Annotated in this window: 19 protein-coding genes, 1 tRNA gene and 1 pseudogene; 14 read left to right on the top strand and 7 right to left on the bottom strand. The window is 66.5% G+C overall.

The window, feature by feature from the left end; genetic code table 11:
• Positions 1-396: 396 nt before the first annotated feature.
• Both ligD and ku read right to left on the bottom strand, forming a co-directional pair.
• Positions 397-2,877, bottom strand: coding sequence for a DNA ligase D (gene ligD, locus LRA87_RS17565; protein WP_230782154.1), 2,481 nt, complete (start codon positions 2,875-2,877; stop codon positions 397-399).
• Positions 2,870-3,733: a non-homologous end joining protein Ku gene (gene ku / locus LRA87_RS17570; RefSeq protein ID WP_230782160.1), complete on the bottom strand. Its 864-nt coding sequence runs from the start codon at positions 3,731-3,733 to the stop codon at positions 2,870-2,872. Before ku ends, ligD begins: the two co-directional genes overlap by 8 nt.
• Positions 3,734-3,924: 191 nt before the next feature.
• On the opposite strand from ku, the gene pdxH reads away from it, so the two are divergent.
• From pdxH to LRA87_RS17585, 3 genes are read left to right on the top strand one after another with little or no spacing between them, the layout of a single operon-like run.
• Positions 3,925-4,503: a pyridoxamine 5'-phosphate oxidase gene (pdxH, locus tag LRA87_RS17575; protein ID WP_230782162.1), complete on the top strand. Its 579-nt coding sequence runs from the start codon at positions 3,925-3,927 to the stop codon at positions 4,501-4,503.
• A complete protein-coding gene (locus tag LRA87_RS17580) occupies positions 4,500-5,447 on the top strand; it encodes a cation diffusion facilitator family transporter (protein WP_230782164.1) in 948 nt (315 codons plus the stop codon). Before pdxH ends, LRA87_RS17580 begins: the two co-directional genes overlap by 4 nt.
• A complete protein-coding gene (locus LRA87_RS17585; protein ID WP_230782172.1) occupies positions 5,444-6,253 on the top strand; it encodes a PhzF family phenazine biosynthesis protein in 810 nt (269 codons plus the stop codon). Before LRA87_RS17580 ends, LRA87_RS17585 begins: the two co-directional genes overlap by 4 nt.
• A gap of 54 nt (positions 6,254-6,307) precedes the next feature.
• Here LRA87_RS17585 and LRA87_RS17590 read toward each other — a convergent pair whose 3' ends face one another.
• On the bottom strand, positions 6,308-6,562 hold the full coding sequence (locus LRA87_RS17590) for a UvrB/UvrC motif-containing protein (RefSeq protein WP_268934882.1): 255 nt from the start codon (positions 6,560-6,562) through the stop codon (positions 6,308-6,310).
• Positions 6,559-7,671, bottom strand: coding sequence for a tRNA 2-thiouridine(34) synthase MnmA (mnmA, locus tag LRA87_RS17595; RefSeq protein ID WP_230782174.1), 1,113 nt, complete (start codon positions 7,669-7,671; stop codon positions 6,559-6,561). Before mnmA ends, LRA87_RS17590 begins: the two co-directional genes overlap by 4 nt.
• Positions 7,672-7,833: 162 nt before the next feature.
• Here mnmA and LRA87_RS17600 point away from each other — a divergent pair, with 162 nt between their 5' ends.
• From LRA87_RS17600 to LRA87_RS17610, 3 genes are all read left to right on the top strand, one after another.
• Entirely contained in the window at positions 7,834-8,076 is a 243-nt protein-coding gene (locus LRA87_RS17600) for a hypothetical protein (protein WP_230782176.1), read from the top strand.
• 102 nt (positions 8,077-8,178) lie between these two features.
• The gene (gene sciP / locus LRA87_RS17605; RefSeq protein ID WP_163957783.1) at positions 8,179-8,478 is read left to right on the top strand and encodes a CtrA inhibitor SciP; all 300 of its coding nucleotides are present in this window, start codon (positions 8,179-8,181) and stop codon (positions 8,476-8,478) included.
• A 106-nt stretch (positions 8,479-8,584) separates the two neighbouring features.
• Positions 8,585-8,842, top strand: coding sequence for a GlsB/YeaQ/YmgE family stress response membrane protein (locus LRA87_RS17610; protein WP_230782178.1), 258 nt, complete (start codon positions 8,585-8,587; stop codon positions 8,840-8,842).
• A gap of 69 nt (positions 8,843-8,911) precedes the next feature.
• Here the strand turns inward: LRA87_RS17610 and LRA87_RS17615 are convergent, their stop codons facing one another.
• The gene (locus LRA87_RS17615) at positions 8,912-9,631 is read right to left on the bottom strand and encodes an SIMPL domain-containing protein (RefSeq protein ID WP_230782179.1); all 720 of its coding nucleotides are present in this window, start codon (positions 9,629-9,631) and stop codon (positions 8,912-8,914) included.
• Positions 9,632-9,851: 220 nt separating this feature from the next.
• Between LRA87_RS17615 and LRA87_RS17620 the strand changes: the two genes are divergently transcribed.
• From LRA87_RS17620 to LRA87_RS17650, 7 genes are all read left to right on the top strand, one after another.
• A complete protein-coding gene (locus tag LRA87_RS17620) occupies positions 9,852-11,027 on the top strand; it encodes an efflux RND transporter periplasmic adaptor subunit (protein WP_230782181.1) in 1,176 nt (391 codons plus the stop codon).
• Position 11,028: 1 nt separating this feature from the next.
• The gene (locus LRA87_RS17625) at positions 11,029-14,244 is read left to right on the top strand and encodes an efflux RND transporter permease subunit (RefSeq protein WP_230782190.1); all 3,216 of its coding nucleotides are present in this window, start codon (positions 11,029-11,031) and stop codon (positions 14,242-14,244) included.
• Positions 14,245-14,476: 232 nt separating this feature from the next.
• Positions 14,477-15,742, top strand: coding sequence for a DUF445 domain-containing protein (locus tag LRA87_RS17630; RefSeq protein WP_230782197.1), 1,266 nt, complete (start codon positions 14,477-14,479; stop codon positions 15,740-15,742).
• Positions 15,743-15,824: 82 nt separating this feature from the next.
• The gene (locus LRA87_RS17635) at positions 15,825-16,925 is read left to right on the top strand and encodes an ABC transporter permease (protein ID WP_230782199.1); all 1,101 of its coding nucleotides are present in this window, start codon (positions 15,825-15,827) and stop codon (positions 16,923-16,925) included.
• Positions 16,925-17,824, top strand: a complete 900-nt coding sequence (locus tag LRA87_RS17640) for an ABC transporter ATP-binding protein (RefSeq protein ID WP_230782202.1) — start codon at positions 16,925-16,927, stop codon at positions 17,822-17,824. The genes LRA87_RS17635 and LRA87_RS17640 overlap by 1 nt, the downstream gene beginning before the upstream one ends.
• Positions 17,824-18,786 (top strand): MlaD family protein, encoded by a 963-nt coding sequence (locus LRA87_RS17645; protein WP_230782206.1) that lies wholly within the window; start codon positions 17,824-17,826, stop codon positions 18,784-18,786. Before LRA87_RS17640 ends, LRA87_RS17645 begins: the two co-directional genes overlap by 1 nt.
• A 4-nt stretch (positions 18,787-18,790) precedes the next feature.
• Entirely contained in the window at positions 18,791-19,378 is a 588-nt protein-coding gene (locus LRA87_RS17650) for an ABC-type transport auxiliary lipoprotein family protein (RefSeq protein WP_230782208.1), read from the top strand.
• 92 nt (positions 19,379-19,470) lie between these two features.
• On the opposite strand, the gene LRA87_RS17655 is transcribed toward LRA87_RS17650, so the two are convergent.
• Positions 19,471-20,325 (bottom strand): peptidylprolyl isomerase, encoded by an 855-nt coding sequence (locus LRA87_RS17655; RefSeq protein ID WP_230782210.1) that lies wholly within the window; start codon positions 20,323-20,325, stop codon positions 19,471-19,473.
• Positions 20,326-20,413: 88 nt separating this feature from the next.
• Here LRA87_RS17655 and LRA87_RS17660 point away from each other — a divergent pair.
• A tRNA-Ser gene (locus LRA87_RS17660) sits at positions 20,414-20,504 on the top strand.
• Between the two features lie 571 nt (positions 20,505-21,075).
• On the opposite strand, the pseudogene LRA87_RS17665 reads toward LRA87_RS17660, so the two are convergent.
• Positions 21,076-21,182 (bottom strand): annotated as a pseudogene (locus LRA87_RS17665) (IS5 family transposase); the annotation flags it as partial.

The raw sequence follows: 21,182 nt of genomic DNA on the forward strand, positions 1-21,182 counted from the left end.
CAAAACGGGGAAGCGGTTGGATGGCTGCGCTTTCCATTCCTCCCTCGCGGGGGAGGAACTTGCACCAGCGAACCTTCTTTAATTCCTCCCTCGCGAAGCGGGGGAGGGGGACCGCCGCGTAGCGGTGGTGGAGGGGGCGCTTCCGCAAGCGACCACGCTCGCAGCCTGCCGCCCCCTCCGTCACGCTCTTGCGAGCGCACCACCGCCCCCTCGCCGGGGAGGAACTTGCGCCAGCCAACCGTCTTTAATTCCTCCCTCGCGAAGCGGGGGAGGGGGACCGCCGCGTAGCGGTGGTGGAGGGGGCGCTTCCGCAAGCAACCGGGCTCGCAGCCTGCCACCCCCTCCGTCACAGTCCTGTGAACGCGCCACCTCCCCCTCGCCGGAGAGGAATGAACATCACAAATCCGGCAGCACCTGATCCGCCACGCCCCATCCCGCCAGCGCCCGCGACGTGGCGCGATCCAGCAGCTCCGGGGCATCCCGCACGCCCCAGCGCGCCGCGGTGTCGATGTCGCGCAACTCGGTCCACGACACCGGCGCCGCGACCGGAGCGCCGGCCCGCGCGCGCGCCGAATAGGGCATGATCGCGGTGCTGCCGCGCTGGTTGCGCAGGTAGTCGATGAAGATCTTGCCCTTGCGCTTGGCCTTGGTCATCACCGCGACGAACCGGTCCGGCTCCGCCGCCGCCAACGCCCGTGCGAAGCGATCGGCGAAGTCCTTCACCGCCGGCCATTCCGCCTGCGGGGTCAGCGGCACCACGACATGCACGCCCTTGCCGCCCGACAGCAGGGGAAAGCTTACCAGACCCAGCTCGGCCAGTTGCGCCGACACATGCTCCGCCGCGCGCCTGGTGTCGGCGAAGTCGAGTCCCTCATCGGGATCCAGGTCGATCACCAGCCGGTCGGGCTGTTCCAGCGCGTCGATCCGCGATCCCCAGCCGTGGAATTCGATCGTCCCCATCTGGACGCAGGCGACCAGGCCATCGGCATCGTCGACGTACAGATAGGGCTGGGTCGACCCGTCCTTCTCCCGCACGTCGATGTGGTGGACGGTGTCGCCGAAGCTGCCGGCGTCGTGCTTCTGGAAGAAGCATGCCTTGCCACGGCCCTGTGGACAGCGGACCAGACTGATCGGCCGCCGCCCCGCCCACGGCAGCATGATCGGCGACAGCTGCGCGTAATAGTCCGCCAGTTCACCCTTGGTGACCTTGCTCTCCGGAAAGATCACCCGGTCTCGGCTGCTCACCTTGATAAGCACCTGCGGCGCGGCGGCGGGGGCGGGTTCGGGCACCTCGGCGACCACCTGATCCGCCGTCTTGTCGCCGCGCAGGCCGACGAAGCTCGAATGGCGTAGCACCTTGTCGGGCGTCACCTCGGCAAAGGCGATTTCGGCGACGAGTTCCGGCCTGATCCACTTCGCCCCGCGCAGGGCGGCCTTGTGCGTCTTCAGGCTGGCCGCATCGACCGACGGCTTCGCGACCGACAGCGTCGTCATCCTGTCCGTCAGGTCGTTCATCAGATCCTGGTCGAACCCCGTGCCGACCTTGCCGGCATAGCGAAACCCGTCCGCTTCGCGCAGCCCGAGCAGCAGCGACCTGAACCCGCGGTTCTTGTCCGACGGCGTCCAGCCGACGATGACGAATTCCTGCCGCTGGATGCACTTGGCCTTCAGCCACGTCCTGTTGCGTGCACCGGCATACGGCGCGTCGGCGCGTTTCGACACGACGCCTTCCAGCCCCTCGCGGCACATCGTCTCGAACAATTCCTCGCCCGAACCAAGCACGTGTTCGGCGAACTGGATGCGTTCGCCATTCTCCACGATTCCACGCAGTCGATCCTTGCGCTCGACGGTGGTGAGGGGGGTCAAATCCTCGCCGTTCAGCTCCAGCAGGTCGAACGCGAACAGGGTCATGTCGCCGGCGTTGGCGATCGCATCCTTCAGCGTCGAAAAATCCGGGTGGCCGTCCTTGTACGCGACGATTTCGCCATCGATCAGCGCGGACTGCACCGGCAGGGCGGCGGCGGCATCGGCGATCGCGGCGAACTTGTCCGTCCAGTCGAGGCCGCTGCGGGTATGGACCTTGGCCTTGCCATCGCCGATCGCGACCAGGGCGCGATAGCCATCGTATTTCACCTCGTGCAGCCATCCGGTGCCGGCAGGGACGCTGTCGACGAGGGTGCAGAGCTGCGGTTCGCGAAACGTGGGCAATGGCGTGTTGGCGCCGGACCTGCCCTTCCGCGGCTTCGCCGCAGGTGCCGGCTTGCGGGCCGGTTTTCGGGCCGGCGCCTTTGCGGTCGCGGCCTTCCCTTCGGCGATGTCCGCCATCGTCCGACCGGTGGCGATGCTGGTCAGCGCCCCTTCGACCAATGTGTCGGTGCCGCCGGCATAAGCGTCGTTGATCTTGCGGAGCAGCCAGTTCTCCCGCTTCTCCTTCGCGCGCGGTTTCAGCCGGATTAGCAGCCATTCTCCCTTCATCCGCTCCCCATCGAGCGTGAAGTGCAGATGTCCCTTGTCCAGATCCCTGGCGGATTTGCCCGCGATCGGGGCCCATGTTCCGCGGTCCCACAGCATCACCGTTCCGCCGCCATATTCCCCGGCAGGAATCGTCCCCTCGAACGTCGCATAGGACAGCGGATGATCCTCGGTCCGCACCGCCAGCCGCTTTTCGTCGGGGTCGAGGCTCGGCCCGCGCGTCACCGCCCAGCTTTTCAGGACGCCGTCGATTTCCAGCCGGAAATCCCAGTGCAGCCGGGTCGCGTCATGCTTCTGGACCATGAAGCTGTTGCCGTGGCCCGGCGCCAAAGTACCGGCGGGCTCCGCCGTCTTCGCAAAGTCGCGCTTGGCGTTGTAGCGTTCGAGCGGATCGGCCTCAGGCACGCTTTTTCGCCGGTGCGCGCTTGGCGGGGGCCTTCTTCGCAGGAGCCTTCTGCGCGGCGGTCCCGCCGGATTTTTCCATCGACTTCTTCAACGCCGCCATCAGATCGACGACGTTGCTGCCGGACTTGGTGCCGCTATCGTCCGCGGCCTCGATCACCTTGCCGCCCTTCGCCTTCCGCTTGCGCTCGACGAGGTCCTTCAGCGCATCGACGTAGCGGTCGTGGAACTCCTGCGGGTCGAAGGTCGCGGTTTTCTTGTCGATCAGCGCCTCGGCCAGATCGAGCAGCTCGGCATCCGGCTTCTGGTCCGGTATCTCGCGAAAATAACTCTGCGCCTTGTTGACCTCGTCGGCATAACGAAGCGTTTCCAGCACCATGCCGCGTCCGCATGGTTTCAGGCTGACGACATATTCCCGCCCGCGCATGGCGAGTTGCCCCAGACCCACCTTCTTCGTCCGCCGCAACGCCTCGCGCAGCACGATGAACGCCTCCTCGGCCAGATCGTCCGCCGGCACGACGAAATACGGCTTCTCGTAATAGAGCACGTCGATCTCGCTCGCGTCGACGAATTGGGTCAGCTCCAGCGTCTTCTTCGATTCCAGCTTCACCGCGTCGATCTCGTCCTGCTCCAGCAGCACGAACTCGCCCTTCGACACCTCATAGCCCTTCATGATCTCGTCGGTGTCGACGGGACCGACACCGGTGACGATCTTCTCGTAATGGATCGGTTTGCCAGTCGGTTCGTGGATCTGCTTGAACGCCACCGCCGCGCCGCTCTTGGTCGCGGAGTAGATTTCGACCGGGATCGACACCAGCGCGAGCCGGATCTGTCCTTGCCAATACGCACGTGCGGCCATGTGTCGGTGTCTTTCCGTTGCGGAAGCGATTCAATTCGCGGGCGAAAGAGTCGTTCCGCGACAACTGAAGTCCTCCCCCGCGCGGGGGATGTGGCGCGGCGTAGCCATGACGCAGGGGGGCAGGCGACCTCTTCGACTGGAAGGCCCCAGCTCCCTTTCCCCCGATCGCCGACATGCGCTAAAGAGCCGCTATGGCCGACGATCCCTTCGCTCTGTTCGACAGCTGGTACGCCGATGCGCGGGACAGCGAACCGAACGATCCCAATGCGATGGCGCTCGCCACCGTCAACGGGGAGGGGCAGCCCTCCGTACGTATGGTGCTGCTGAAGGGGCACGGCCCCGACGGATTCGTGTTCTACACCAACCGCGAAGGGCGCAAGGCGGCGGACCTCGCCGCGGTTCCGAAGGCGGCACTGCTGTTTCATTGGAAATCGCTGCGTCGACAGATACGTATCGAAGGCCCCGTAACGCTCGCCACCGATGCCGAATCCGATGCCTATTTCGCCAGCCGCGGCCGGGATTCGCAGCTCGGCGCATGGGCGTCCGACCAGTCGCGCCCGCTCGCCGACCGGGACACGTTCGAGGCGCGCTTTGCCGAAATGACGGAGCGGTTCGAGGGCGGGGACGTCCCGCGGCCGCCGCATTGGGGCGGCTATCGCGTCACGCCGCGGGTGATCGAGTTCTGGCAGGATCGTGCGCATCGCCTGCACGAACGCCGCGTCTTCACCCGTTCCGGCAGCGACTGGAGCGAGGGGCTGCTGTTCCCGTGACGCGTGACGAACAGCGTCGGTTCCTGCCACTTGCGACGCGCGCCGCGCTCGCCAGCGTGGCGATGGCGTGTTTCCTGCTGGCGTTGAAGAGCTTCGCGGCATGGCAGACCGGATCGGTCGCGATGCTCGGCAGCCTCGCCGATACCGCGCTCGATCTCCTCGCCAGCCTCGTCACCCTGTACGGCGTCCGCCTCGCCGCGACGCCGGCCGATCACGACCACCGCTTCGGCCATGGCAAGGCGGAGGCGCTGGCGGCGTTGTTCCAGGTCGCGCTCATCACCGCGTCGGCCGCCGCCATCGCATGGCGCGCGATCGATGCGCTGGGCCAGAACGGCCCGACCGCATCGGCGGATTTCGGCATCACCGTGTCGGTCGTCGCGATCGTCGCCACGGCGGTCCTGCTCTGGTACCAGCGCAGCATCATCCGGCAGACCGGCTCCGTCGCGATCATGGCCGACAACATCCATTACCAGTCCGACGTGCTGCTCAACGGATCGGTGATCGTCGCGCTGGTGCTCGACCAGTATCTCGGGTTTCACAAGGCGGACCCGATCCTCGGCATCGCCATCGCGCTCTGGCTGGCCTGGGGTGCGTTCCAGGCGTCGTCCAACGCGATCGACCAGCTGATGGACAAGGAATGGCCGGAGGATCAGCGCAATGCCTTCCTCGACGTCGCTGCCCGCCAGCCGGGACTGAAGGGCATCCACGATTTCCGCACGCGCCGGTCGGGCAGCCACGATTTCGCGCAATTCCACATGGAGGTCGACCGCAACCTGACGGTCGGCGCCGCGCACGACATCGTCGAATCCGTCGAATTCAACCTCCGCCAGACCTTTCCCAAGGTCGAGGTGCTGATCCACCTCGATCCCGAGGGGCATGTCGACACCGACAATCCGCTGGTCGAGGCCGACGTCACCCCCCATTGGTTCGGAAAGCGCCTATGAGAATCCCGTTCGCCCAGATCGATGCGTTCGCCGAGAGTGCTTTCGGCGGCAATCCGGCGGCGGTGATGCCGCTGTCGGCATGGCTCGACGACGCCGTGCTCCAGAACATCGCGTCCGAGAACAACCTCAGCGAAACCGCTTTCATCGTCCCGATCGCGGGCAACGGCGGCGCGGATGACGATGCGGATTTCGAGTTGCGCTGGTTTACCCCCGCGGCGGAAGTCGCGCTGTGCGGCCATGCGACGCTGGCGAGCGGTCACTTCGTGCTGTCGTCCGACGACGACCGGACGACGGTGCGCTTCCGGACGCGGCAGGCTGGCATCCTGCAAGTCTCGCGCGAAGGCGACCGCTATCGCATGGCGCTGCCGGCGTGGGGGCCATCGCCCCGACCGCTCGACGCGATCGTCGCCGCGCTCGGCGTCGAGGCGGTCGAGACGCTGTGGCAGGACAAGGGCTATGCGCTGGTCGTCGTCGCCGATGAAGCCGCGGTGCGCGCCGCCCGGCCGGACGATCGTGCACTGATGGACGCGGGGCCGATCGTCGCGATCGTCACCGCGCGGGGCGAGCGCACCGACATCGTCAGCCGCGCCTTCACACCCTATTTCGACATTTCCGAAGACCCGGTGACCGGTGCCGCGCATGCCGTCGCGGTGCCTTATTGGGCGGAAAAGCTCGGCAAGGACCGGTTCACCGCCTTTCAGGCCAGCAAGCGCGGTGGCCTGCTCACCTGCGCGCTGGAAGGCGACCGCGTGATCCTGGGTGGCGCCTGCGTGACGGTGATCGAAGGGACGTTCCTGCTGCCGTAAGGGGCATCCTGCACATCACCCACACCACCATCATGCCGGGAACCCCGCGTTTCTTTACCGCCCACGGCCCTTCGTCATCGGGTCGGGCTTCACCGGCTTCACCCAGCCTTCGGGCGGCACGACGCGCGACTGGCTCGTTCCGAGGCCCATCGCGCCCGGCCGCTGCCGCTCCAGCCCCGCCGGGTCGACATCCTCGCCGCCGCCGCGCAACAGGCTGATCCGGTCGCGCAACCGCCCCGCCGTTTCGAAATCGAGTGCCGCCGCGGCGGCCTCCATCTCCAGTCGCAACGCCTCGATGGAGACGGTCACGCCGCTTCCGCCACCATCGCCGCCTCGGTCGCCGCGATCCAGCCGCCGCCGAGCACGCGTGTTCCCGCATACAGCACCGCCGCCTGACCCGGCGCGACGCCATATTCGGGTGCATCGAACGACAGCCGGTCGCCATCCAGCCGTGCCGCCACCGGCTTCGCCATCGATCGCACCTTGGCGGTGACCGGCCCGTCATGGTCGCCACCGATCCAGTTGAGCCCGGTGATCCGTGCCGCTCCAACCGCCAGCGCCGCGCGCGGCCCGACCACCACCTGCCGCGCGGCCGCATCGACCCGCACCACGTACAGGGGTTCGGGCGTGCCGCCGATCTCCAGTCCGCGGCGCTGGCCGACGGTGAAGTGGATGATGCCGCGATGCGTGCCGAGCTTCGCGCCGGACAGGTCGACGATATCGCCCGCGGTATCCGCCTCCGGGCGCAGCTTGCGCACCAGACCGGCATAATCGCCGTCGGGGACGAAGCAGATGTCCTGACTGTCGGGCTTCGCCGCGACACCCAGACCCAGTTCGGCGGCGATCTCGCGCACCCGCGGCTTGGGCAGCGCACCGAGCGGGAAGCGCAGATAGTCGACCTGCGCCTGCGTCGTCGCGAACAGAAAATAGCTCTGGTCGCGCGCGGGATCGGCACCGCGATGCAGCTCCGCGCCCGCCGGCCCGATCACCCGCTGCACGTAATGACCCGTCGCCAGACAATCCGCGCCCAGGTCGCGTGCCAGCGCCAGCAGATCGGTGAACTTCGGCCCGGTGTTGCATTGTACGCAGGGGATCGGCGTGCGGCCGGCCAGATATTCGTCGGCGAAGGTGTCGACCACCGTCTCCTTGAAGCGGGTCTCGTGATCGAAGACGTAATGCGCGATCCCCAGCCGGTCGCATACCGCACGCGCGTCGCGGATGTCGCGGCCGGCGCAGCAACTGCCGGCGCGGCCCGTCGCCTCGCCATGATCGTACAATTGCAGCGTCACGCCGATCGTCTCGGCCCCGGTACGCGCCGCCAGCGCAGCGACGACCGAACTGTCGACGCCGCCCGACATCGCCACCACGATCCGCTTCGAGGCGAGGTCGCCACCCAGCTGAAAATCCAAATCGTCCATGCCCGGCCACATAGGCGTTCCGACGTGGAACCGCAAAGCGACACCCGTGGTGGAACGGTAAGGTAATGAAGGTTCACATAAACTTGCGTCGGGCTTTACCCCGCCTTCACCGCCTGTCCCCTAAGCCCGGGTTCCCGAACGCGTAACACGAGTAATCGAGCATTGGATCTCAGCTTCCCCGGCTTCGACAGGAATTCGGAAGTCACCCAGCTTCCGGGCGATCTGGCGGTGCTCATGGTCGGGATCGCCGCGCGGCAGACGGCGTCTCCGACCGCCGTCGCGCAGGCACGGTTCGGCCGCCTGGGCGATCCGTCCCGGTTGCTGCAGCCGCTGGATGGTGCCTTCAACGGCCCGATGGCGGCGATGCTCGCGCGTTGGAGCGGAACCCGACGAAGTGAGGAATGAATGCGCCGTTTACCGTGGCGTTTCAGGCGATCTTCAAGACCGCTCGCTAGGGACCAGTATCGCGTTTGAGAGGGGGCCCCCCGCCCCGATCGAGGTTGAGTAATGATCGAGAACCAGAAAATCCGTCCCGCCAAAGTCATCGGTCCGCTCGGCGAGTCGCTGACGCTGGACTCGCTGCCGCCGCCATCGACGACGCGGTGGGTGGTGCGACGCAAGGCGGAGGTGGTCGCCGCGGTCAACGGCGGACTGCTGAGCGTGGACGAGGTCTGTGCCCGCTACGGCCTGACGGTCGAGGAATTCGCCGGCTGGCAGCGGGCGATCGACCGGTCGGGCATGCCGGGCCTGCGCGTCACCCGTATCCAGCATTACAAATCCCTCTACGAACGCCAGCAAAAGTATTGAGAACACCCGGTTCCGCACGTCGCAAAAACGAAACGCGTGCGGAACATTATCCGGCCCTCATGAGTCTTTCCGCACAGAGCCCACGCCGGGCGTAACGGAGGGACTTATGGGTATCATTCTTTGGCTGATCATCGGTGGTGTCATCGGCTGGCTGGCCAGCATCATCATGCGCACCGATGCGCAGCAGGGCATCTTCCTGAACATCATCGTCGGCATCGTCGGCGCGTTCATCGGCGGGCTGATCATCTCGGGCGGATCCATCAACAATGCACCGCTGAACATTACCTCGTTCCTGGTGTCGCTGCTGGGCGCGATCGTCCTGTTGGCGATCGTCAACCTGGTGCGTCGCGGCAGCGTCCGCTAACCACGACGGACTTTCGCTTCGTCACGCGAACGTGGAAAGGCCGCCCGGGCAACCGGGCGGCCTTTTTCGTCATTGCAGCAGGAAACGGACCGACAGCGTCACGGTGACGTCCTGCTCGCCCGGTGCGATCGACGTCTGTGCATCGGCGGCGCGCTGTACCCGGAACAGCACCGGCGGCGTCGGGCCGCCCGCGTTCTGCCCGGCCTCGGCGATCGAGATCACCCGGACGACCTTCATCCCCGCCGCGGCTGCGTACAGATCGGCTCGCGTGCGAGCCTGCTTCACCGCGTCGGTCCGCGCTTCGTCCAGCGCGGCGTCGGGCTTGTCGATCGACAGGTTGGGCCCATCGATCTGGTTCGCACCCTGTGCGACCAGCGTATCGAGCACACCACCGGCTTTCGCGACGTCGCGGAAGCGGACGCTGACGGTATTGGTCGCCTGATAGCCGGTGAGGGCGGGCGGCTGCCCGTCGGTATAGCGATATTGCGGGCTGAGCCCGACGTTGGCGGTCGCGATGTCGCGGGCGGCGATGCCCCCACGCTTCAGGGCGGCCAGCACCCGCGCCATCCGCTGGGCATTGTCCGCGAGTGCCGCCGCCGCGGTCGGCGCCTGTGACACCACGCCGGCACGGATCGTCGCGATGTCGGGCACGCGCGTCGTCCGCCCTTCGGCGCTGACGTCCAGGATCGTGCCCTGCGCCGGTATCAGCGGCTCGACCGTCTGCGGCGCGGTCTGCGCAGCCGCCGCGGCAGCGACCATCACCGTCGCCAGCGCTGCCCCGAAAGCCATCGAACCCTTCACTATCGTATCTCCCGTCGCCTCAGTGCGAGACGGTCGTCTGCCGCGCTGCGACGAAACCTCAGCTGAACGGGTGAAATCGTTGCGAAGACGGGCGCTTTCGGGCATGGCACAGCGGTCGCGCCGGCGGGGGCTTGAGCGTGGTGATATATTCATATAATACAGCTGCGGTATGCGGTGGCCATGATGGCCGGACGGGGATGGGACAGGCATGAACGACTATCAGGGTTCGATCGGTCACGAGGAGCGGCTGGCGTTGCCGGGTGAGCCTGCACCGTCGCGCCGCGGCCGCACGATCGTCATCACGCTGATCGTCGTCGTTCTGCTCGCCGCCGCCGCCTGGGCGATGTTTGGCCGCAAGAAGGTGGACCCCAACGCCGGGCAAAAGACCGAACAGATGCCGACGGTCACCGTCGTCGTTCCCGGCCGCAAGACCGTCGATCGCACATTGTCCGCAACCGGTACGCTCGCCGCGCGCCGCGAGATGCCGGTCGGTGTCGCGGGCGAGGGCGGCATGATTACCCGCGTGCTTGTTGAGCCGGGCCAGTGGGTCAATGCGGGACAGGTGCTCGCCACCGTCGACCGGTCGGTGCAGCAGCAAACCGCGCAGTCGCTCGCGGCACAGGTGAACGTCGCCCGCTCCGACCAGACGATCGCGCAGGCGGAGCTGGACCGCGCCCAGCAGCTCGTCGATCGCGGCTTCATCTCGAAAGCCGATCTCCAGCGCAAGGCCGCCACCCGCGACGCCGCCGCCGCCCGCGTGCAGGTCGCCGCCGCCGGTCTGCGAGAGGCGAATGCCCGCAACGGCCGGCTCGACATCCGCGCGCCCGCCGCCGGGCTGGTCCTGACGCGTGGCGCCGAACCGGGCCAGATCGTCAGCTCGGGCACCGGCGTCCTGTTCCGCATGGCGCAGGGCGGGCAGATCGAGATGCGCGCGCAACTCGCCGAGGCGGATCTTGCGACGCTGCGCCCCGGCGCCCGCGCTCAGGTGACGCCGGTCGGCAGCGACCGCGTCTTCACCGGAGAGGTCTGGCAGGTCGCGCCGATCATCGACGCGCAGACGCGGCAGGGCGTCGCGCGCATCGCATTGCGCTACGATCCTGCGCTGCGCCCGGGCGGGTTCGCCGCCGCGACGATCGTCGGCGGCGCCGCGGTTGCGCCGCTGCTCCCCGACAGCGCCTTGCAGAGCGACGAAAAGGGCAGCTTCGTGTATGTCATCGGCAAGGACGATAAGGTCGAACGCCGCAACATCAAGATCGGCCAGGTCTCCGATGCCGGCGTCACGGTGATGTCGGGCCTCGACGGCACCGAACGCGTCGTGCGCTCGGCCGGCGGGTTCCTCGCGCCGGGCCAGAAGGTGAAGCCGGTCGTACAGAAGGCGAGCTGACATGAGCTTTCGCAACATCTCCGCTTGGGCGATCCGCAACCCGGTCCCGCCGCTCGTCCTGTTCTTCGCGCTGACGCTGGCGGGCATCGTCAGCTTCATGCGGATGGACGTGAACAACGATCCGGACATCGATTTCCCGATCGTCATCGTCGTCATCAGCCAGCCTGGCGCGGCGCCGACCGAACTTGAAAATCAGGTCACCAACCGCGTCGAAGCGGCGGTGCGATCGCTCCAGGGTATCGACGAGATCAACTCGACGGTGACCGAAGGCCAGTCGCAGACCGTCGTCCAGCTCGCGATCGGCACCTCGATCGACCGCGCGGTCAACGACACCCGCGACAAGATCGCCCAGATTCGCAGCGACCTGCCTGACGGCATCCTCGAACCGCAGATCTTCCGCGCCGACACCACCGATAACGATCTTGCCAGCTATTCGGCGATCGCCAGCGACATGACGGTGGAGCAGCTCAGCTGGTACATCGACAACACCGTGTCGAAGGAATTGCTGTCGGTGCCCGGCATGGCCGCGGTCAACCGCAACGGCGGCGTCAGCCGCGAAATCCGGGTCATCCTCGATCCGCTCAAGCTGCAAAGCCAGGGCCTCACCGCGTCTCAGGTCAACCAGCAGCTCCGCCAGATCAACCTCAACGCCGCGGGCGGGCGTGCCGAGATCGCCGGGTCCGAACAGTCGGTCCGCGTGCTCGGCAATGCCAGGAACGCCAACCAGCTGTCGGACACGCTGCTCAACGTCGGCGGCGGCCGCACCATCCGTCTGGGGGACATCGCCACCGTCCGCGATCTGTACGCCGAACAGCGCAGCCGCGCCGCGGTCGACGGGCGTCAGGCGATCAGTTTCGATTTCCAGCGCGCCAAGGGCGCATCGGACGTCACCGTCTTCAACGAAGCGGTCAAGAAGCTGGAGGCGCTGGAGAAGCGCAACCCGAACGTTCACTTCATCCTCCGCTCGAACAGCGTCAAATATACCGAGGCGCAGTACGAATCCGCCATCCACGCGATGATCGAGGGCGCGGTGCTCGCGGTGCTCGTCGTGCTGCTGTTCCTGCGCGACTGGCGCGCGACGCTGATCTCGGCGCTCGCGATCCCCTTGTCTGCGATCCCGACCTTCTGGTTCATGGAGCTGCTCGGCTTCAACCTCAACCAGATGACGCTGCTCGGCCTCAGCCTCGTCGCGGGCGTGCTGGTCGACGACGCGATCGTGGAGATCGAGAACATCGTCCGGCACATGCGGATGGGCAAATCCGCCTATCAGGCCTCGATCGACGCCGCGGACGAGATCGGCCTTGCCGTGCTCGCCACCACCATGTCGATCGTCGCGGTGTTCATGCCGGTCAGCCTGATGCCCGGCATCTCGGGCCAGTATTTCCAGAACTTCGGCCTCACCGTCGTTGTGTCGGTGCTGATGAGCCTCGCCGTCGCGCGCCTCATCACGCCGATGATCGCCGCCTATTTCCTCAAATCCTTCGGCCACGCCAGCCACGGCGAGGGCAAGCTGATGGACGTCTACATGCGCGTGCTGCGCTGGACGCTCGACAGCACCCGGCAAAAGGCGAGCGCGGCGCGCGGCGGCTTCCATCGCTTTTCGAGCCGCTGGCGCGATCACCGCATGTGGGTAATGGGTTTCGGCTTCCTCACCTTCGTCGCGACGATCCTGATGTTCGGCGCGGTGCCGATGCAATTCTCGCCATCCGAGGATAGCGACAATTCGACCGCGACGATCGAGATGGTGCCCGGCACCACCCTTGCGCAGACCGACGCCGTCGTCACCCGCGTCAGCGACCTGCTGCGCCGCCAGCCGGAGGTGCAGTCGGTCTACGCCCGCACCGGCGTCGGCAACGGCCGCGTCACCGCCACCCTGAAGGACGATCGCAAGGTCACCAGCACCGAATTCGAACGCAATCTCGCGCCCGAGCTCGCCAAGTTCGCCGATGCCCGCGTCGGCTTCCGCTCGCAATTCGGCTGGGGATCTTCGGGTCGTGACATGACCGTCGTCCTCGGCGGCGACGATCCGGAACTGCTGCAGAAGACCGCGACCACGCTGGTCGAACAGATGTCGCGCCTGCCGACGCTCACCCAGCCGCGCATCTCGGGCAACCTCCAGCGGCCGGAGATCGTCATCCGTCCGCGCTTCGATCTCGCCGCCAGCCTCGGCGTGACGACGCAGGCGCTGTCCAGCGCGATCCGTATCGCCACGCTGGGCGACATCGACCAGAATTCGGCCCGCTTCTCGCTGTCGGATCGTCAGGTGCCGATCCGCGTCGCGCTCGACCAGGGCGCGCGGACCGAATTGTCGACGATCCAGAACCTGCCCGTCTCCACCCAGTCGGGCGGATCGGTGCCGCTGTCGCTGATCGCCGACATCTCGCTCGGCTCCGGCCCGACGCAGATCGACCGCGTCAACCAGCAGCGCCGCATCGCCGTCGGCGCCGACCTCGCATCCGGCGTCGTGTCCGGCATCGCGCAGAAGCAGATCGACATGCTGCCGATCATGCAGAACCTGCCGATCGGCGTGAACAAGCTGACGCTGGGCCAGGCCAAGTGGCAGGCGGAGATGTTGCAGAACTTCGTCGTCGCGGTCGTCGCGGGCACATTCCTCGTCTTCGCGGTTCTCGTGCTGCTGTATCGTCGCGCGCTGCCGCCGTTCGTCAACATGGCCTCGCTGCTGCTCGCGCCGCTGGGCGGGCTGATCGCGCTATGGGCGACGGGCAATCCCCTGTCGCTGCCGGTGTTCATCGGCCTGCTGATGCTGCTCGGCATCGTCGCCAAGAATTCGATCCTGCTGATCGACTTCGCGCTGGAGGAGATGAACAAGGGCGTCGACACGCTTACCGCGATCATCGATGCCGGGCACAAGCGCGCCCAGCCGATCGTCATGACCACGGTCGCGATGGTCGCCGGCATGATCCCCACCGCCGCTTCGATCGGCAGCGACGGTTCGTGGCGCGCGCCGATGGGCATCGTCGTGATCGGCGGGCTGATCCTGTCGACGCTGCTGACGCTGGTGATCGTGCCGGCGGCCTTCAGCCTAGCGGTCGGGGTCGAACGCTACGTCGGACCGCGGCTCGGCCGTCGCCTGCTGACCTATCGTCCCGGCGACGACGGCAGCACCGTGGTCGGCATCGCCGGCCCGGATCAGCCGGCGATCGCACCCGCACCGGGACGCATCGGCTACGGCGAGGGCGAACAGCCGGCGGAATGATGCGGGGCGGGGGCGCGTCCCTCCCCCCGGTCGTCCCGGCGAACGCCAGGACGACCGGGGAAGGGGGATCGTCATCCCCGCGAAGGCGGCGATCCATAATCACGATGCCAGCGAAGGGCCCGCACGCCGGCCCTATGGATTCCCGCCTTGGCGGGCATGACGACACGGAGCCGCAACACCCCTTTCGTCGCCGCCACTTGAACTTCCCCCGTTTTCAGGGATTGTTTCGTCGATGACACCAATCCCCCGCGCCAGCAGCACAGAGGCGGCCCCGCCCGCACTCGTGCGGATGCGGCGGGTTGCGGGTGCGCTGCTGATCGTCATGGCGGCGACGTTCCTCGTCAGCCGCCACTTTGCACCACTCCATTCCTGGGTCGGCTTCCTCCAGGCATTCAGCGAAGCGGCGATGGTCGGCGGCCTTGCCGACTGGTTCGCGGTCACCGCCCTGTTCCGGCATCCGCTCGGTCTGCCGATCCCGCACACCGCGATCGTGCCGCGCAACAAGGACCGGATCGGCGACACGCTCGCGCAATTCCTGCACACCAACTTCCTCCAGCCCGCCGTCATCAGCCGCCGGATGCGCCGCGTCGATGTCGCCACGGCGATCGCCCGCTGGCTGACCGACCCGCCGGAGGGCGCCGGTGGTCGCTTCCGCCAAGGCGCATCGAAACTGGTCGCGCAGGTTCTCGAAGGCCTCGACCCGCAACGCCTCGGCGGGATGGTCAAGGCCGGCATCGCCGCCCGCCTGCGCGAGACGGAGGTCGCGCCGATTCTCGGCCGGATGATGAAGGCGGCGCTCGCCGAACAGCGTCATGCCCCGCTGCTCGACGGTGCGATCCGCTGGGGATCGAAGGCATTGGCTGCCAACGAACATCTCATCCGCCAGATGGTGCACGATCGCGCCGGATCGATCCTGCGCTGGACCGGACTCGACGAAACCGTAGCGGACAAGCTGATCGCCGGCCTCGACAAGCTGATCGCCGACATGGCCGATGATCCGCAACATCCGCTGCGGCTGAAGGCGGAGGAGGGGCTGGATCGCCTCGCCTGGGATCTTCAGTTCGATCCCGTCATGCAGGCCCGGGTCGAGGCGATGAAGGTCGAGATGATCGCCAATCCGGCGATGCAGCGTTGGCTGGACGGCCTGTGGGAATCGGCCCGCGCCGGGCTGCTGCGCATTGCGCGCGATCCGGAAAGCGCGATGGCCGGACAATTGGGCGACATGCTGCGCCAGCTGGGACAGACGCTGACGCAGGACCCACGCCTGTCCCGCACGATCAACCGCTTCGTCCGGCGCGCGATCGTCGGCGTCGCTGCGGACTATGGCGACGGCATCGTCCGGCTGGTATCGGAAACCGTACGCGGCTGGGATGCCCGCACGATTACCAGCCGGTTGGAAAATGCGGTGGGGCGCGATCTTCAGTATATCCGCATCAACGGGACGCTGGTCGGCGGTCTGGTCGGCCTCGTCATCCACAGTGTCGATGTCCTGTTGTGAGCCGATCGCGCCGTCCGAACCGAACCGTCGCGTATGTTAAACGCCTTGCCGTCCCTGCCGACTTGCCGCAGAAGCGGACGTGATGAGCGCCACAGCCGAATTCGAGCAGGACAGCGGCGGAACACTTCGCTTTTCCGGTGACCTGCTGCTGCGCACGCTGGGCAAATTGCCCGACCGACTCGATTCGCTCGACGGACCGGTGCAGCGGATCGACCTCAGCGATGTCGGCCGGATCGACACCGTGGGCGCTTGGGTCGTCCACCGGCTGGCGACGCGCCACGATGCCCGGATCGACGGCCTCGACGAGGATGGGCGATTCCTGCTCGACTCCGTCGTCGCCGCGGATCAGCCGGTGGCGCTGCCGGAACGTCCGTCGAACGCCTTCAATCGCCTGCTCGGTGAAGTCGGCGACGCCGTCGTCGTCACCTTCCGCACGCTCTACGGTTTGCTCGGCTTTCTCGGTGCGACCACGATCGCCCTCGCCAACGTCATCCGCCATCCCGGCCGCTTCCGCTTCAACGCCACTGTCCACCGGTTCGAAGTCGTCGGCGTACAGGCGCTCGCTATCGTCGGGTTGATGAGCTTCCTGATCGGCATCGTCATCGCGCAACAGGGCGCGGTGCAGTTGCGCCAGTTCGGCGCGGAGGTGTTCACGATCAACCTGATCGGCCGCCTGACCCTGCGCGAACTTGGCGTGCTGATGACCGCGATCATGGTCGCCGGCCGCTCCGGCTCGGCCTTCGCGGCACAGCTCGGCACGATGAAGCTGACCGAAGAGATCGACGCGATGCGGACGATCGGCGTGTCGCCGATGGAGGCGCTGGTGCTGCCGCGCACGATCGCCGCCGTGCTGCTGATGCCGCTGCTCGGCTTCTATGCATCGCTGGTCGCGATCATCGGCGGTGGCCTTTTGTGCTGGGTGTCCCTCGACATTCCGCCCGTCACCTTCATCCAGCGCATCCGCGAAGTCGTGCCGATCACCGATCTGTATATCGGCCTGATCAAGGCACCGGTGTTCGGAGCGATCATCGCCATCGCCGGCTGTTTCCAGGGCATGCTGGTCGAATCCGACGCGGAACAGGTCGGCCTGCGCACCACATCGGCGGTGGTTCAGGCGATCTTCCTCGTCATCGTCCTCGATGCCTTTTTCGCGGTGTTCTTCACCTGGGTGGGGTGGAACTGATGCCTGCATCCAGCACCGATCGCGACGCCGACGAACATATCATCGAGGTTCGCGGCCTGAAGAACGCGTTTGGTGACGCGGTCATCCACGACGGCCTTGACCTCGACGTGCGGCGTGGCGAAATCCTCGGCGTGGTCGGCGGTTCCGGCACCGGCAAGTCGGTGCTGATGCGCTCGATCATCGGACTCCAGACGCCGGTCGCGGGCGATATCACCGTCTTCGGCGAACCGACGATCGGTCGCGAGGAGACGGAGGCGACCAACATCCGCAAGCGCTGGGGCGTGCTGTTCCAGGGCGGTGCGTTGTTCTCGACACTGACCGTGTCCGAAAACGTGCAGGTGCCGCTGCGCGAATTCTACGGCGACATGAACCCGGCGCTGATGGCAGAGGTCGCCGCCTACAAGGTCGTGATGACCGGGCTGAAGCCGGACGCCGGACCGAAATACCCCGCCGAACTCTCGGGCGGCATGAAGAAGCGTGCCGGCCTTGCGCGTGCGCTGGCGCTCGATCCCGAATTGCTGTTTCTCGACGAACCGACCGCCGGCCTTGACCCGATCGGTGCGGCGGCGTTCGACGATCTCACCAAATCGCTGCAGAAGACGCTTGGGCTCACCGTCTTCCTCATCACCCACGATCTCGATACGCTGTATGCGATCTGCGACCGGGTGGCGGTGCTGGCCGACAAGAAGGTGATCGCGGTCGGCACGATCGACGAACTCCTCGCGCTCGATCACCCGTGGATCCAGGAATATTTCAAGGGGCCTCGCGGCCGTGCCGCCGTCGCGACGCAGGAAGCGCAGGCAGAAGCGCGCGCCCACCCGACCGAAGTCAAATCACAGCAGATCGCGGCAAGTCCCGCCGCGGCGACCGAACCGGCCGAAAAGGCGAGTAGCGACTGATGGAAACCCGTTCCAACCATGTGATCGTCGGCGCGGTCGTGCTGATCCTGCTCGCCGTATTGGCGATCTTCACCGTCTGGATCGCGCGTCTGGGCGGTGCGACCGAACGCGAATACGACATCTTCTTCAAACAGTCGGTCGATGGCCTCGCCAAGGGGTCGACGGTGACCTATTCCGGCGTGCCGACCGGGCAGGTGAAGACGATCGCCTTGTGGAAGCCCGATCCGCAGTTCGTCCGAGTCCGCGTGACCGTCAATGATGAGACGCCGATCCTTCAGGGCACGACCGCGACGATCCTCGGCAGCTTCACCGGCACCAGCACCGTCGCGCTCGATGGCGCGCGCAAGGGCGCGCCGCCGATCGTCTGCCCCGAACGTCCCGATGCGACGCAATGCCCCTATGGTGTGCCGGTCATCGCGACCAAGCAGGGCGGCATCGGCGCGATCCTGAACAGCGCGCCGCAGTTGCTCGAGCGTCTGTCGACCCTCACGGAGCGGCTCACCGGTCTGTTGACGGACCGCAATCAGGCATCGATCGCCGGCATTCTCGACAACACCAATCGCCTGACCGATGCGCTCGCCGATCGCGGGCCGGAAATCGCGGCGACGCTGGCGCAGACCCGGATCGCGATCCAGCAGGCGGGCGACGCCGCGCAGTCGATCGGCAAGCTTGCCGATACGACCAACGGCGTGCTGGCCGAGGATGTGAAGCCGACGCTCCAGAACCTCAACAAGACGATCGCCTCGGCGCAGCAGAGCACCGAGACGCTCAATGCGGCGATTCAGGATGCGCGTCCCGGCTTGCAGACCTTCTCGAAGCAGACGATCCCGGAGGCGAACCGGCTGGTTCGCGATCTGCGCGTCACGGCGAGTGCGTTGTCGTCGATCGCCGACAAGGTCGATCAGGGCGGGGCCAGCTCGCTGATCGGCCAGCAGAAGCTCCCCGACTACAAGGGCAAGTGAGATCATGAAGACCAAGCTTCTCATTGTCGCCGCGGCCCTGCCGCTTGCCGCCTGCATCAGCTTCGGCGCCAAGCCGCCGCCCTCGCTGCTGACGCTGGACGCGACATCGGCGCCGGCCGTGGGCACCGAGCAGAATTCAGCGAAGGCGCGCTCGATCACCATTCAGGTGCCGTCGACGCCGACGTCGATCGCCGGCGCGCGTGTGCCGGTACAGGCGACGCCGACGACGATCGCCTATGTCGAGGATGCGCAGTGGAGCGAGCCGCCGGCGCGGCTGTTCGCCCGGCTGTTGTCCGACACCGTGTCGGCACGCAGCAACATGGTGGTGCTGTCGACCGTCCAGTCGATCGCCGATCCCAGTGCGACGCTGAGCGGCGAGCTGCGTCGCTTCGGGCTCGACGCGACCAGCCGCGAGGCGATCGTGACCTATGACGCGGCGCTGACCCGCGCTGGCGGTGCGACGGTGGAGAAGCGCCGGTTCGAGGCGCGCGTGCCGGTCGCCGCGATCGACGCGACGAATGCGGGGACTGCGCTCAGCCAGGCCGCCAATCAGGTCGCGGTCGAGGTTGCGGCATGGGTCGCGGCCAGCTGACGATGGCGTGATCCAATGCCGTCGCGTTATCCGCGCTGGCCCCGTCTCTACCCGGATCAGGGCGAGCCTGAACCAGCGGGCGAGGGTCGACGTCAGGGCGTCCGACGGACCGCTGGCAAAACGTCGCACACCGTTGCTCCGCCAAGCGATACCGTTGGCGCCTCCGGATTTTCGCGGCGTGCTACTGCCGCGGCGAAGCGCGGGTTATCGGCGCTGCGATACTGGAAATGCGGTCGCTCGCCCGCAGGCAAATCGCTCGCCAGCCGCACCTTGGCGATCGGGACTCTCTCACCCGGAGTGGCATACATCCCCATCGCCGCCTCGCTTCGTGGCAGGGCGGACAGATATTGCATGCCCTCTACGATCCGTCCGACGACGGTGTAGTTGCGATCCAGCCGGCGTGCCGATTGGCCGATCGGCGTGAAAAGTTCCGCCCCCGATCCCGTGCTCGGCAGCGCGTCCCGTGCTACGCCTACCATGCCGTAACAATGCGTCAGCCATGCCTGCGTGCCGTTGGTCGCCACCGGCCAGCCATCCGCCGTGATGCCGCTTGCAGTGGAATAGCCGTCCGCCTGTGCCATCCGCACTGCAGGGCTGAAGTTCGCGATCTCGAACTCGGCGGCGGGCCGGTCCGTGACCCCCGCCGGCAATGGTTTCTTCTCGGTCGCGTCGCCCCATTGCGCGACCCAGTTCTCCTGCACGCGGTACACGCTCGCCGCGTCCCACCAGCGCTTTCGTGCAAGCGTGCGAATATTGCCGACGTGGGCCGGTGCCATCGCCGCAGCCAGCCGGATCACGACCTGCTTGCCGTTCGCCAGCGTCATGACCAACAATTCGTCGTCGGGGACGGCCCGCCAATCGGCGATGACCGGATCGGCAGGCGCGGTGGCGCCTTGAGGAGCGGTTTGCGGCAAGGCCGCGGCGACGAGAAAAAGCAGGCTGAGCATAACGCGGCAGACTGACGTAACCCGCGGACATGCGCAATCACTTGCAGGCCACGACCGGACAGGCTAGTCGCGCCCTTCCAGGACATGCGGAGCGGTGGCCGAGTGGTCGAAGGCGCTCGCCTGGAAAGTGAGTATACGCCAAAAGCGTATCGAGGGTTCGAATCCCTCCCGCTCCGCCACGTAGCCTCAAGACACTGAGAAAGCACAAAATTTCCGCGGCAAGGCCCGCGAAACTGGGCGGTTTGCGTGTTCTTCGGTAGTGCGGAGAGTCACCTGATAACCATCAATACGGGATATCGCGCAGGTTTTCTCCGGAGCCATGGCAGGCAGTACGGAATGTCGGTTTGATGGATTCCCATATTGATGGTTCGAAAGACATCCCGCTCCGCCACCTAGTCACAGACGTTGGATCTCCGCGAGAAAATGCACGCGAAGCGGCGCAGAACGACGCGTATCTGTGGCAAGCCGGTACTGCGGAGATTCGGGTCAGGCAAAAGATAGCTCGATTTAGCCTCTGATTCTCTGCGGCTCTGGGTCGCAGTACCGAACCGATATGTCGGCCCGATATCCCTTGATCGCTCTATGAGCGCTTCCGCCAAGCTGTCACTGCTCGCGCGGCCATTTCCCTGATCAGCGGTCTTTTACAGGGATATCTTCCGTGTTTCCCGTTGTCGGCTTGACTGCGGTTGCATGAAACCCACGCGATTCCTCGCGTGTCATTGGAAATTCCCTAGGGTCAGGACTCATTGGTCATAGCCAGAAGATGACTGTGGCCGCGAGGGCAACGGCCGAGAAGAAGACCGTTGGGCATCGGTCGTAGCGTGTGGCGACGCGGCGCCAATCTTTCAGGCGGCCGA

Origin of the sequence: Sphingomonas sp. Leaf37 (genome assembly GCF_920939475.1) — a bacterium.
In the GTDB taxonomy this organism is placed as follows: domain Bacteria; phylum Pseudomonadota; class Alphaproteobacteria; order Sphingomonadales; family Sphingomonadaceae; genus Sphingomonas.

What these genes read in the sequence shown, in the direction of transcription:
- LRA87_RS17615 (WP_230782179.1), bottom strand. Translation starts at nt 9,631, where the DNA reads ATGGCTTTCGGGGCAGCGCTGGCGACGGTGATGGTCGCTGCCGCGGCG.
- pdxH (WP_230782162.1), top strand. Translation starts at nt 3,925, where the DNA reads ATGGCCGACGATCCCTTCGCTCTGTTCGACAGCTGGTACGCCGATGCG.
- LRA87_RS17625 (WP_230782190.1), top strand. Translation starts at nt 11,029, where the DNA reads ATGAGCTTTCGCAACATCTCCGCTTGGGCGATCCGCAACCCGGTCCCG.
- mnmA (WP_230782174.1), bottom strand. Translation starts at nt 7,671, where the DNA reads ATGGACGATTTGGATTTTCAGCTGGGTGGCGACCTCGCCTCGAAGCGG.
- LRA87_RS17585 (WP_230782172.1), top strand. Translation starts at nt 5,444, where the DNA reads ATGAGAATCCCGTTCGCCCAGATCGATGCGTTCGCCGAGAGTGCTTTC.
- LRA87_RS17640 (WP_230782202.1), top strand. Translation starts at nt 16,925, where the DNA reads ATGCCTGCATCCAGCACCGATCGCGACGCCGACGAACATATCATCGAG.
- LRA87_RS17630 (WP_230782197.1), top strand. Translation starts at nt 14,477, where the DNA reads ATGACACCAATCCCCCGCGCCAGCAGCACAGAGGCGGCCCCGCCCGCA.
- ku (WP_230782160.1), bottom strand. Translation starts at nt 3,733, where the DNA reads ATGGCCGCACGTGCGTATTGGCAAGGACAGATCCGGCTCGCGCTGGTG.
- LRA87_RS17645 (WP_230782206.1), top strand. Translation starts at nt 17,824, where the DNA reads ATGGAAACCCGTTCCAACCATGTGATCGTCGGCGCGGTCGTGCTGATC.
- LRA87_RS17650 (WP_230782208.1), top strand. Translation starts at nt 18,791, where the DNA reads ATGAAGACCAAGCTTCTCATTGTCGCCGCGGCCCTGCCGCTTGCCGCC.
- sciP (WP_163957783.1), top strand. Translation starts at nt 8,179, where the DNA reads ATGATCGAGAACCAGAAAATCCGTCCCGCCAAAGTCATCGGTCCGCTC.
- LRA87_RS17655 (WP_230782210.1), bottom strand. Translation starts at nt 20,325, where the DNA reads ATGCTCAGCCTGCTTTTTCTCGTCGCCGCGGCCTTGCCGCAAACCGCT.
- LRA87_RS17620 (WP_230782181.1), top strand. Translation starts at nt 9,852, where the DNA reads ATGAACGACTATCAGGGTTCGATCGGTCACGAGGAGCGGCTGGCGTTG.
- LRA87_RS17610 (WP_230782178.1), top strand. Translation starts at nt 8,585, where the DNA reads ATGGGTATCATTCTTTGGCTGATCATCGGTGGTGTCATCGGCTGGCTG.
- LRA87_RS17635 (WP_230782199.1), top strand. Translation starts at nt 15,825, where the DNA reads ATGAGCGCCACAGCCGAATTCGAGCAGGACAGCGGCGGAACACTTCGC.